6 protein-coding genes are annotated in these 14,370 nt (G+C 31.0%); 3 read left to right on the forward strand and 3 right to left on the reverse strand.

Features of this window, described 5'->3' with window-relative positions; all coding sequences use genetic code 11:
* Positions 1-158: 158 nt before the first annotated feature.
* Together H574_RS0105635 and H574_RS0105640 are read left to right on the forward strand one after the other, a co-directional pair.
* Positions 159-4,733, forward strand: coding sequence for a beta strand repeat-containing protein (locus H574_RS0105635; RefSeq protein ID WP_081653179.1), 4,575 nt, complete (start codon positions 159-161; stop codon positions 4,731-4,733).
* Positions 4,734-4,847: 114 nt separating this feature from the next.
* Positions 4,848-7,352 (forward strand): T9SS type A sorting domain-containing protein, encoded by a 2,505-nt coding sequence (locus tag H574_RS0105640; protein WP_027879631.1) that lies wholly within the window; start codon positions 4,848-4,850, stop codon positions 7,350-7,352.
* Between the two features lie 63 nt (positions 7,353-7,415).
* Here the strand turns inward: H574_RS0105640 and H574_RS0105645 are convergent, their stop codons facing one another.
* Genes H574_RS0105645 through porZ form a run of 3 tightly spaced genes read right to left on the reverse strand, consistent with a single transcriptional unit; the run spans position 7,416 to position 12,896 of the window.
* Positions 7,416-9,833, reverse strand: coding sequence for a TonB-dependent receptor domain-containing protein (locus H574_RS0105645; protein WP_027879632.1), 2,418 nt, complete (start codon positions 9,831-9,833; stop codon positions 7,416-7,418).
* Positions 9,817-10,536, reverse strand: coding sequence for a DNA repair protein RecO (gene recO, locus H574_RS0105650; RefSeq protein WP_027879633.1), 720 nt, complete (start codon positions 10,534-10,536; stop codon positions 9,817-9,819). The genes H574_RS0105645 and recO overlap by 17 nt, the downstream gene beginning before the upstream one ends.
* Positions 10,536-12,896, reverse strand: a complete 2,361-nt coding sequence (porZ, locus tag H574_RS0105655) for a type IX secretion system anionic LPS delivery protein PorZ (RefSeq protein WP_027879634.1) — start codon at positions 12,894-12,896, stop codon at positions 10,536-10,538. Before porZ ends, recO begins: the two co-directional genes overlap by 1 nt.
* Before the next feature lie 159 nt (positions 12,897-13,055).
* Between porZ and H574_RS0105660 the strand changes: the two genes are divergently transcribed.
* Complete coding sequence (locus tag H574_RS0105660) at positions 13,056-14,369, forward strand: MBOAT family O-acyltransferase (RefSeq protein WP_240471252.1); 1,314 nt, start codon at positions 13,056-13,058, stop codon at positions 14,367-14,369.
* Position 14,370: the final 1 nt, after the last annotated feature.

Consider the following 14,370-nt stretch of genomic DNA (forward strand, 5'->3'; position numbering starts at 1 on the left):
TTTATAGTTCACTAAATTAAATAAATATTAAAAAAAGAGCACACAATATTATGTAATGATTAAATATAACTATAAATCATTGCAATTCATCGAAATAGAAATTAATCCCTTAAGAATTTTCCTATATTTCAGACTAATTAATAGTCAAAAAATACAACATGAATAAATTTCTCCTCTCTTTAATGGCATTGCTATGCCTTAATTTTTCGTTTGGGCAATGTTTAACAGATGATTTTAATTCGGGATATGGAAATTGGTCTAATGGTTCTGGCACTTATCAAAATACAACAGCAGGTCTTACGGGAAATGGAACAGGATTCAACGACACAAATGATGACATTATCACAACAACATTTGTAACAAATCCTCAAACAATAACTTTCTGGTTATCAAGATCTAGTTCGACTGCTAATAAAACTTTAAGTGTTGAGTATTCAACTTCTAACACAGGACCTTGGACAACTGTTAGAGATATTCTTGTTGGGGAAGTAACAACTACTCATCAATTATTTACTACAAGCTTAAACTTAACCGGAGACTACTATTTAAGAATAGTTATGTCCCAACGTTCAGGTGGATCTTATTATTTAGATGATGTAGAAGTTACTTGTGGAAGCGTTACTCCACCAGACATCATATTAAACTCCGCAAATCCTGCAACTGCTGCCACAAATATTATTCAAGCTGCAGACGACACTCCAATTTATGCATTTGATTTATCAGTATCTACAGCTAATGCAACATTAACAGATGTATCTTTTACAACATCGGGGTCATATGCTGCTTCAAACATTACTAATTTTAAATTATACTACTCTGCAGATGCAACTTTTAATGCAGGAACAGACACTTTACTTGATAATATAACTGCAACATTAGGACCAGGCACACATACGTTTACTGGATTTAGCCAATTAATATCTAATGGAAGTACTGGTTATTTATTTATCACTACAGATATACCATGTACTTCTACCAATACTAACACAATACAAGTAAGCGCTTTATTAACTACAGATTTAACGTTTGTTTCTGCTGGAAGTGTAACAGGAACAGCTTACGATAGTGATACACATACTATACAAACTGCAACACCAAGTAACGTTACAGGATTAACAACTTCTTTATGTGAAAATAATACTACAACTGTAGATTGGACTTTACCATCAGATTGTTACGATAATATTTTAGTATTTGCAACAGACTCATCTTTTTCTACAGCTACACCAACTGGTAATGGTGGTGCATATACAGCTAGCACAACTTTTGGAGCTGGTACTACTTTTGATGGTGGATTTTGTGTTTACAAAGGAACAGGAACTACCGAAACTATAATAGGCTTAACCAATGGTACTACTTACACCTACAAAGTTTTTCCAAGAAACGATTTAGAATGGTCTAATGGTGTAGAAGTTTCTTGTACTCCTGTATTTGCTTATTGTAATTCTGGTTCAACAAATACGGCTGATTCAGAAATCGAAAATGTTACTTTAGTTGGAGAAAATAATACAATATCAAATAACACTACAGATGTTTGTACAACAGGCGTTAATGATTATACTGCGATGAGTGCCGATTTAAATGTAGCTGGCACATATACTCTATTAGTAGAATTTGGTGATTGTAATGGAGGCAGCTGGTTTGATGGTGCTGGAGGTGTTTGGATTGATTGGAATAGCGATGGAGATTTTGAGGACACTGACGAAACTATAACTACAGTAGACTTGAATTTTTCAAGTGCAAATATTACAGAGAGTATAACTATTAATGTTCCTGCTACTCAACCAATCGGGAACTATAGAATGCGTATTGTTCAAGAAGAAGGTGGTACAGCTGGTACAATTTCTCCTTGTGGAACTTTCACTTATGGATCTACTGAAGACTATACAATTGAAATAATTTCTGCATGTACACCAACTCATACAATAACTAGTTTTACGCCTACTTCTGGACCAGAAGAAAGTATTATCACAATAACAGGTACAGGATTCACAGCAGGTAGCAATGTAGATTTTAATGGCACTAGCGCAACAATCTTAAGTCAAACTACTACCGAATTAGTTGTAGAAGTACCAAGCGGCGCTACAACAGGTGTTATTACTGTAACCGAAAGTGGTTGTCCCGTTAATTCTACTGCAGATTTTACTATTATTGATACAACTGGAGCTTGCTCTGGCGGTACAAGTTTTACAGATTTAATAATTACTGAAGTTTATGATTCTGATGGAGGAAATGTTTGGTATATGGAATTATACAACCCAACAGGATCAGCAATAAATTTAGATGCATCAGGAACAGATTTTGAAATTGAAAGATATGGAGACATAGGAGATGCTTTACCATCAAGAACTATAGATTTAACTGGTACAGTTGCTGCACATTCTGTCTTTACATTACAAATAGGAAACTCTTCGCCTAATCCTTGCTCAAGTATTACTTTCGATTTTACAGAAAATAATAATGGTATTAACGAAAATGACGAAATTAGATTAACTAAGAATGGATTACAGCATGACGTAGTACATTGTCCTAATCAAATTGGATATTCAATTTTAAGAAACGTAACAGGAGGTGGACCATCAACAACATTTACAGCAGGTGATTGGACAACAAATTTAACTGAAAGTTGTACTGATTTAGGCGTATTTTCATTACCTACTAGCCTGCCTACAGCTTCATCAATAAGCGACATTTCTGGATGTAGCGGTGCAACCTTTAGCTTTACAGCAACTGTTGGCAATTCTGGTACTTTAACTTATGCTTGGTATTATAATGATGGGGTTTCTCCAACATGGTCTACTGTAACAAACACTAGCTTTTTACCTGGTACTGTAACTGGAGAAAATTCAAACTCGTTAACAATTGACGGTTTTGATTTAAATGGTTATCAATTTTATGCAGAAGTTACTGAAGATGGTACATGTTCTCAAGCAACAAATGCAGCTCAAGTTAGCATGATTACTACAACTTGGTCTGCTGGAACATGGAATAATGGTATTCCTAATCTTACCACAACAGCAATTATCAACGACACATACAATACAACTTCAAATGGTAATATACAAGCATGTAGTCTTTATATCAATCCATCTTATGCATTAACTGTTGGTGCAAATAGTTACGTGAAAGTTCAAAATAGTATATACAATAATGGTACATTATTAGTGCAAAACGAAGGATCTGTCATTCAAATAGACAATTCTGGTATTTATGACGACTCAGGTAGTGTTGCCACAAACCCAACAACCGTAGAAAAATTAACCGCAGTATTAGACGCATGGTACGAGTACACCTACTGGAGTAGTCCAGTGACTAATGAAACTATAGGAAGTGCATTATTCCCATCAAGTCCGTATAGAAGATTTAGTTTTAACGCAGGTAATTTTGTAGACTCTACTTACGAGACTAACAATAACAATGCTACAGTTGTTGGTGCAGGAGTAGATGATATTGATGACGATGCTAACGACTGGCAACTTAGAGCTGCTGGAGATTTAATGACACCTGGTGTTGGTTATGCTGCAACACACTCGCCAGCTGCATACACTACAGCTACTAATTATAACTATTCTTTTAGAGGTCCATTAAATACTGGTATTATTTCTGTTCCTGTAGAAAGAAATGACACAGAACTTGGAGATACAAATTGGAATTTAATTGGAAATCCTTACCCATCTGCTATTGATGCGACATTATTTTTTAATGAAAATAATTACAGTGCAAACCCTTCAACAGGTACTTTAGATGGTGCCATATATTTATGGTCACATTCTACGCCTCCATCGGCTACCAATAACGGTAATCAACAAATTAATTTTGATCTTAACGATTATATTACACTTAACTACACTGGTTCTTCAGTAAGCGGAGTGACAAACTACATAGCATCTGGACAAGGATTTTTTGTTACATATTCTGATGCTGCTCCATCAACAACCGGAACGGTAACATTTAATAATAATATGCGTGTGGACGAAAATAACAATCAGTTTTTTAGAATTAGTAATATTAACGCAAATACTAATACTTCTGAAAATAAATTATGGCTAAAATTAACCAACGACTTTGGCTTAAAAGATAATATTATGATTGGTTACGTTAATGGCGCAACAACTGCAAACGATGGTGCTGCTTATGATGCAAAAACTAACGGAGCATATACAAAAACAATGACTTTTTACTCTTTAATCCCTGGTGACACAGAAAAATTAAGTGTACAAGGTAAAGCCATTACCGATTTAAATATTAACGAAACTATATATATTGGTTTTCTAAACAAGATAGATATGCCAACAGTTTACACTATAAGCATTGATAATTTTGAAGGAGACTTTTTAGCAAATAATACTGCTTACATAAAAGATAATTTATTAAACACGTATCATGATTTATCCGCGAGTGCTTATTCGTTTACTTCTGAAGTTGGAGAATTTAACGACCGTTTTGAAATTGTATTTACAAACCCAACGTTAAGTATTGACCAGTTTACTTCAAATGAAATTAACACAACAATCATTTCATTACCTAATGATGACGTTAAATTTATAGCTCCTAAAAACCTAAGCATTAACTCTGTTACTATTTATGATAATTTAGGAAGAAAAATAATTAATCTAAAAGGAAGTGAACAAACAGAAACCTATCACTTAAACACATTAAGTCAATCTGTTTACTTAGCCGAGATAGAACTTTCTAACAAGCAAAAAATCATTAAAAAGTTTATCAAAAACTAAAAAAAATGTTTTTTATCGCTAAAAACTTAAGCTTCAACTAATAAAGTTGAAGCTTTTTGTTTTAAAATAATTTATGAAATATTTTTAGCATGCTATTAATTATATATCATTAAGATGAAAAAATTTACGCTATTAATATTTTTTTTATTTACTATTTTATCATTTGGCCAAACACTTTTACAACCTGGAGAAATTATAATTACAGGTTATAATGCAGATGATGCTGATCAATTTACATTTGTATTATTAACTGAAACATCAACAGGCACAGTAGTTAAATTCACAGATAATTCGTGGAATAATACAACCTCATCTTTCTCTACTTCAGAAGGTATCATTGAATGGCAATCTGATCAAGACTTACCATGTGGTACAGAGATTACAATTACTGAAACATCAGGAAATAACTTTACACCTTCAATTGGCGTGGTAACTAACAATCCGACAGGTGGTTTTGCATTAAATGGTGGTGGAGAACAAATTCTAGTTTTTAGAGATACCACTGCTACACCATTTTTTTTATATGGTATTAGTTTTGATAGTACTGGCTGGACTTATGATCCTGGAAGCAATAGCACAACTTCAGATTTACCAGCGTCTCTAACGCTTGGTACTTCTGCTTTAAATTTAGGAGGAAATATTTCTAATGCAAAATATAATTGTACAACTACAACGACGACTGCTAATATTTTAGCAGATGCAGGAACGGCAAGTAACTGGCTAACATCTTCAACACGTTTTAGCAATTTAGGTGGATGTGGTTACACTTGTGATGTAGCTAATCCTTGTGGCACAACAATAGCAACTTGGACAAGTGGTACATGGCAAGGAGGAATTTTACCTGACTTAGCAAAGAGTGTTATTATCAATGATTATTATGACACCTCTATAAATGGAAGTTTTAGTGCTTGTAGCTTAACAGTATCTGCTGGAAACACTTTATTTATAGCAGACAATACTTTTGTTGAAGTACAAAGAAATGTAGATAATAACGGAATAATTAATTTACAAACTGCGGGTAGCTTTTTACAGAATGATAATACTCAAAGTTTTACTAATAATGGAGCAGGAACATCTACTGTAACTAAACGAACAGCAATAATCAATAATTGGTATGAATATACTTATTGGAGTAGTCCTGTTACTGGTGAAACAATAGAAAACACATTTTTTACAACAAATCCAGATAGACGTTTTTACTTTAACGCAGCTAATTTTTCTGATTTGTTCTATGAAGTCGGCAACAACAATACATTAACAGCTTATACAGCAACAGATACATTAGATGATATTGATGACAATGGTGACGATTGGCAATATGCTTCTGGAATAATGACACCTGGTGTTGGCTACGCTGCAACACTGTCCCCTACATCTTTTAGTATTGGTGGAGGCAGTGGTAATAACTTTGCACATATCTTTTCGGGACCTTTTAATAATGGATTAATAAACGTTGCTGTAGTTAGAAATGATGATAGTAGTACTAGTGCAATACCAGATAATAATTGGAATTTTATAGGCAATCCTTACCCTTCTGCTATTGATGTAGACTTATTTATGGCTGCAAATAAATACTCAACATCTAATACAGAAGGCACATTAGATGGTAGCATCTATTTATGGTCACAAAACACACCGCCTTCAGATAATAACAATGGTAATCAAATCCTAAATTTTTCTGGGTCAGATTACGCAATTATAAATGGTGTTGGTGAAACTGCAGGAGGAGATGGTGTTACTCCTATTAGACATATTGCTTCTGGACAAGGCTTTTTTGTAAACTATGATGATAATGCGACAACACCTGGAACAGTAATATTTAATAATGGTATGCGTGTTAAATCTAATAACGATCAATTTTTTAGATATTCAAATACAACTACTACAAACATTAATAACGAAAGTGACAACTTTCATGTAGAAAAGCTTCGTTTAAACTTAACATCAGACAATGGTGTATTTAATCAAATTTTAATAGTCTACAATACTTTAGCTACAAACAATTTTGATGGCTCATATTATGATGCTGCCAAAAATTTATCTTCTAACACTGCGGTTAAATTTGGTTCTATAATAGAAAACAATCCAAATCTATTTGCCATACAAGCAAGAAACATTAGTGATTTAAATGAAGATGAGATTATACCTATAGCTTTTAAAACTTCTATAAATGTAGCAACAATTTACACTATTTCAATTGACAATTTGGAAGGTGATTTTTTAACTAATAACCCTATTTATGTTAAAGACAATTTAACCTCTACAATTCACGATTTAACTGTAAGTGATTACAACTTTACTTCTAATGTTGGCGAGTTTAACAATCGTTTTGAGATTGTTTTCAACAATGCTAGTTTAGGTCTTGATAATGAAGAAGTATCTTCAAATAACCTTTCTATTATTGAGCTAGAAAATGACAATGTAATGTTTAAAGTCGGTCAGAATCTTAAGATTAAAACAATTGAAATATTTGACACTTTAGGGAAGTTAATATACTCTTTTAAAGGTAATAATTACTCTGAAACTTACAACTTGAAAAATTTAAATGAAAATCTTTACATAGCTAAAGTTACATTAAACAATGGGCAAACCATTACTAAAAAAACTATAAAAAAATAAAGGCAATGTGTAAATGCTAATCCTTAAAACCAGTATTAACTAATTTTGTTAATGCTGGTTTTTTTATAGACTATATGTTAATGAAACAATTAAATTTCTACCTGGAGCAGCAATACCAGACGAGTATGTTTTATAACGTTGGTCTGTTATATTCTCTAAAGTTGCTGTAACTATTGTATCTTCTGCTAATTGATATTGAGTCCTAAGATTTAAGGTATACCAAGATGGAGAATAAGGGTTACCATTTTCATCTAAAGCATAAATGTAATCTTTCTCTGTTTCTGAAGGAGCCAATTGAGTAAAAGATAATTTGTTATTATAATTTACAAAGCCATCTAATTTAAACTTATCAGATTGCCACATTAGATGTGTATCGCCAAAGTTTGGTGCTACGTGTCTTACTGGTACTTCTATACCGTCTGTTTCTTCTGTACCACCTATAAAATTATATCTTGATGTTAGCTTAAGTTGGTCACTAATATTCCATAGAGCAGCAAATTCAAAACCATATATCCAAGATTTTGATGCATTTTGTATAGACTGCACATTACTTAATTCGTTATTATAAATAATTTCGGTTTCTCCATTAAGATCTCCATCTCTTCTAACTAAAGCATTATCTAAATAGGTATAGTATGTTGCTAAATCAAATACTACCTTTTTATTAAAATTAAGTTTTAAACCTAGTTCTCCATTGTATGCATACTCTGGATTTAAATTATTATTTGGCACAACTACAGATCCTGGTTCTGAGTCAAAAACCTTACCAACATCATCAATATTTGGTGCTCTAAATGCTGTTGATAGATTAAGTTTCCATTGTAAAATATCATTGGGTAACCATGTGATTCCTGTTGATGCTGTTAAAGCATCTGCATTGATCTTAGATTGATCAAATGGTAAATTTAAGTATTGATTATTAGCAGTAAAATTTGCACTTTGTGTTACGTTATTATATCTTAAACCAGATTGTAATACAAACTTTTGGTTTGGTTTATACTTATAATTAGCATAAATAGCTGTACTTTTCCAAGTAGCACCATCTGGATATCTTGACACAGTGTTTTCTGTTGTGTTATCTTCAATATTCTCTGTATATCCAATAGAATTAACTTTATTGAAAACATATTCAAAACCATAAAAAAGACTAGATTTTTTGCTTAGATCTTTTTCTAAATCTAAGTTAAAAGACAAAGCATTAACAGACTCTTCATGTATATTCCTAATTATATCTTCAAAATCTCTATCTATTCTACTTTCTTCAAAATTTTGATATGCAAATGTTGCTTTTATATTATCATAAAATGTAGCCTTACTACTTGTCTTTGTTACTTTTAAATTAGACATAAACCAACGTTGTGGCCCATAATTCCATTCTGCTGAACGCAAATTATCACCTCTATATCTAATTAATCTGTCATATCTTGGATAATCGGAAGTTGTCGTGTAAAATAATCCTAAATCAAAATCTAAGTTATCTTTTGGTTTGTATGCTACTTTTTGCATTAAATTGATTTGGTTGTAACCAGTGAATTTTTGAATTTTTGGGTTATTGTTTTCAATAATTACATCTTGATTATTTTCAGTCACGACGTATTCGGGTCTTAAATACTCTGTTGGTCCATGACTACCCATACGCAAATCGTTAAAATCTGTATATGTAACATTAGTTAAGAATCCCCATTTTTTTAGACCTAAATTTACATCTACATGTGCAGTTTTTTCTTGATTTGCTGTAGCATATCTAAGCATTACATTACTATCTACAATTAAACTATCTGTGTAAGAAAGCTTAGGACTTTTAGTATAAAAACTCATTACGCCACCAATAGCATCGCTACCATAAATAGTTGAACCTGCACCAAGAATAACTTCAGTTTTTTCTATGGAAAGTGGATCTATAGAAATTACATTTTGAAGATTACCACCTCTAAAAATTGCGTTGTTCATCCTTACTCCATCAATACTAATTAATAATCTATTTGTAGAAAAACCACGTATCATTGGGCTACCACCACCTAACTGACTTTTCTGTATATAAACTTTACCTGTATTTTCTAATAAGTCTGCACTAGTTTGTGGATTATTAAACTTTATTTTATCGGCGTTTACTATAGCTATACTTTTAGGGATTTCTCGTTTATTTTGCTTAAAATTTGATGCAGATATTATAACCTCATCCAAACCTAATTGATTACTCTCTAGATAAATATAATTGGCATTAACCTTTTCTTTTTTTAAAGATTTTAAATTGAAAGAAATATGTTGAAAAAAGATCAACTCTGTATCTAAAAACTTATCTAGATTAACTAAGCCATCTTCGTCTGTAACTTCTGTTGTAGTCTGATTTTTATTAAAGACAGCAACGCCTGGTATTGGTGTTTTGGTGGTTTTATCTACAACTTTTACTGACTGAGCATAAGCATTTGCAAAAAAACAGAATATGAAAATGTACGTTATCTTTTTAATTAAATACATCATTTAAGATTTGTAAAGATTTAGGTTGATTAAAATTGGTTAAGTGCAAATCAAAATACTGCAACAACATTTTTAAAAACTGCTGTCTTTGTTTTGAGTTGATTTTTATTTGATTTAATGCATCAAAATCTGTGCCTAGAAGCTGTTTTAAGAGTGTTAAATTTTCTCCGGAAACACAGTGCTTTGAATTGTTTATGTATTGAAATTGACCTTCTAAAAGATTAAAAAAATCTGCATCAATTTCAGAATCATCAGGATAAAAACCTAGATACTTCGTTAATTCTAAAAGAAATAATAGATGAGCGTTAGATATTTGACTACTTTCATCTAACCACATAAAAGAGGTCTCTAAATAATTAAACAATGGTGTGTTTTGCTCTTCTTCTTTAAGTGCTTGAGATAAGATTTCGGCTAAAAACATTGCAATAGCGCTTTTAACAATATTGGTATGCAAACTACTATATAGAAAGCTTGTTTTTAAATCTTTTATATACTGTAAAGACCTATTATCTTTATGGTCTGTTTCTAATTCTAATAAAGATAATGGTTGAAAATAGGCTGTTTTCTTATTATTCTTTTTAGACTTTAAAACACCTTTTAAAATATAACTGACTATACCATGATTATAGGTATAGCATTTTACTATTAAATCGTTGTCTTTAAATCTTATTTTAGAAAGAACTATGGCTTTTGTTTTGGTTTGCATTACCTAACCACCATTAATTTAAGCACTTTGGTTTCTAATGTATCAAGATCGTTTAACATGACTAGATACACGCCAGAAGCCACAACATCTCCAGCTAGATTTTTTCCATTCCATAATGCTGTACCACCATCAATTTCAAGATTATAACCTTTAAACCTGCCGTTTGTATTAGACTCTGCTTCTGCTACAAGATTACCTTCAATATCTGTAATCTTAATATTAACGTTTTCTGAAATGTCTCTTATTTTTATTTTTTCTGAAACCATATCAAACGTAGGTCTAACTGGGTTTGGAAACACAAAAGCATCCTCTAAAGTAGTTTTTGGTTTTGATGCTTCTGACTTAAAAGATAATAGACCTTTTTCTGTAGCTATGTAGACAATACCATTTTCTTCATCCAATGCTACATCTAAAACATCATTACTTGGTAGTGGTGAGTTGTCTTTTGTAAAGTGATATATGGTTTGTTGACCATCTGATGAGAAATAATACAAACCAGTATCTAATGTTGCTATCCATTTATTGTTAGAACCATCTACTTCAATATCTGTTACAAATTGTTGAAAAAGCAGCTCACTAGCTTCTCCATTATCTAAAACCACTATATTATCTACTTCTGGATTTTCTAAAAAGCTTTGTGTGTTGTAAACAACTCTTATCCCTTTATCCATACCAATCCATAATTGCCCATTTCTGTCTAATGCTAATGTTCTTATGTTTGGAGAAGGCATTCCTTCTTCTTCCTCACTTATATTAACTATTGTTGGATTATTACTGCTATTAGGTACACATGCTATTACACCATAGTGAGAACTACCAGAAAATATTGTTCCGTTATTATCAAAAACCATTGAAGAAAACCCTAAATTACTTGTTGCGGGATCTATTAGAGCTTGGTAGTTATAAGATGTCCATTGACCGTTTTCTGATAGTTTATTAAGAGTTTCGTTAACTCGTCCATTATAAACATAAAAATTACCTTGATCATCAAAAGCTGAATTTAAAATCAAATAAACCGAACCAAATAAAGGCACCAAACTACTATTACTTTGGTTAAACACATTAACTACTTCTTCATTTTGTATATTTATAATCCCTGAATAGTATGAACTTACATACACATTGCTACTATTAAATGGGTCTATTGTAAGATAGGACAAGTACCATGGATTTGTTACGTTTTGAGTTAAAGAATCATACGTTATATTTCGCCATTCATCATTTATAAAATGGCTAATACCTTCTCTTCTTACTCCGCCATTAAAATTATAAGATATTGAATAACCTCCATGTATTCCCCAGATTTGTCCTTCTTGATATTTCAATTTAAAAAATCTATTTCGTAATGGACTTTCTGGATGAATTTCTTCAAAATTTTCTGGATCAGAAAAACTGGTTTTTAAAATTCCAAAAGCTGGTTGTCCTGTATTTTCAATTCTATTTGTTCCAACAAACAATTCTTCTGATACAGATATACTTGTACTAAAATTTGGATTAAAATCTGTTGTTGTTGCTGCATTGACTAACTGATCAAAATTACTACTATATACAAAAGATTGCTTAGTTATTGTAACTGACAAACGGTTGTCGTTACTTTTAAAACCAACTATATCTTGTGGGTAAGCAACTTTTTGGATTAAGTTACCATTAACAACTTCATAAACTCTTCTATTAGAATTAGCTACGTATAGTCTATCTTCAACATTTTGAACACCTAACCAATTTCCGTTATTTAAACTTTCCCATTCTTGATAATCAATTAAATTAGGATTATCTAAACTTGCTCTATACAATCTTTGCTCTGTTGCTGCATATATATAATTGTTAAACATTGTTGTCTGTCTAACTTTTAATTGTGAACCATTTGGACCTATGTAATATGTATCTCCAAACTCTAAAGCATTAATATTATATACTGATATACCATAATCTGTTGAGATATAAACCAAATCTTGATTTCTAAAAAATTGATTTATACCTTTATTATTTGGCGGAATTGTTGGTTTATCTAAAATATCAACTACCGTCAAAAACGTTCTATTTATTTGATCATAAATTTGCATTAGGCCATTTTCAAACCCTAATAACAGCAAATCTTGGTCTTCTATATATAAGATGGCACTTATAGTCTCTCCTGACAAACCATTAATAGTCGAAAGTTTTTCTATTTGATAGGTATTAATATCGTATGTAAAAATAGTGTTTTCTGCAGCTACATATAATTTGTCTAAACCTGGTGAGACATCTTTAATTTCCAGATAAGAATAATGTTCTGACCAAGCATCTTCAAAGTTTTGACAGTAACTTTTTTTTATAAAAAAAAATAAAAAAATAAATATCAGTGGTTTAATGTACCGCATTAAAACAAAGTTTGGGTTGCTAGAATAAAACCCAAAAGTACTATATTTTATTGTATTTTAGACCTCAATAATTTTAGTCTTGTGTTATTTAGTAGCCCTATATTTTTATTTCTATTTCTTCCTTTTTCTTTAGCTCTATATTATTTAGCTCCAAAGAAAATGAAAAACATCATTCTTTTGGTTTTAAGTTTAGGGTTTTATACTTGGGGAGAAAAACAGATGGTTATTTTGATACTATTATCTTCATTAGTTGATTATAGTTCTGGATTAATCATTAATTCAGGGAAAAAAAAGATAGGTTTAGTATTATCTATAGTATTTAATCTAAGCATTTTAATCTACTTTAAATACTCTAACTTTATTATTTCTAATATTAATAATAACTTAATTACAAATGTAGTTTTACCTATAGGAATCAGTTTTTACACATTTCAAACAATGTCTTATACTATAGATGTTTACAGAGGTAACATAAAAGCCAATAAAAACTTTATTGACTTTACGATGTATGTTACTTTGTTTCCTCAATTAATTGCAGGACCAATTGTAAGATACTCTCAAGTTCAAAAACAATTAAGAGAAAGAAAAACAAACGCTAAACAGTTTGCTACCGGTGTAGAAAGGTTTATTATTGGTTTAGCAAAAAAAATGCTAATTGCTAATAATTGTGCTTTTTTTGCAGACGCAGCATTTAGTCTATCCCAAAATCAATCTTCTGCATTAATTGCATGGATAGGTATTATAGCTTACACTTTACAAATATTTTTTGATTTTTCAGGGTATTCTGATATGGCTATAGGTTTAGGTAAAATGTTTGGCTTTAATTTTCCAGAAAATTTTAATTATCCATACATCTCTAAATCTATAAAAGAATTTTGGCGACGTTGGCACATAACTTTATCACAATGGTTTAGAGATTATTTATACATCCCTTTAGGCGGAAATAGAAAAGGAAACCATAGAACATATATAAATTTAATCATAGTTTTTTTCTTAACGGGCTTATGGCATGGTGCCAATTGGACATTTATAGTTTGGGGATTATTTCATGGTTTATTTTTAATTATTGAGAGAATTGGTTTTGAATCTTTTTTAAAAAAACAAAGTACTTGGATTGCTCATTTTTACACATTACTTATAGTTATTGTTGGATGGGTAATTTTTAGAAGTGAAAATCTAAATCAAGCAATTATTTACACATATACCCTATTTGATTTTAAAACACCTTTAAATACTGGCTTTTTAAACTTTTACTTAACCAAAGAAGTGATTACAGCATTAATAGTAGGGATAATATTATCTACACCTGTTTATCAAAAAGTAAAATTATATTTTAATAATTTAAAAGATAACAACAGCATTTACAATCTAAGTGTTTTGTGCTATAACGTAGGATTAATCTTCTTATTTGCTCTCTGTTTTTATTATATAGCTACAGAAGCTTACAACCCATTTATCTACTTTAGATTTTAAA

This window comes from Mesoflavibacter zeaxanthinifaciens DSM 18436, from assembly GCF_000422365.1.
In the GTDB taxonomy this organism is placed as follows: domain Bacteria; phylum Bacteroidota; class Bacteroidia; order Flavobacteriales; family Flavobacteriaceae; genus Mesoflavibacter; species Mesoflavibacter zeaxanthinifaciens.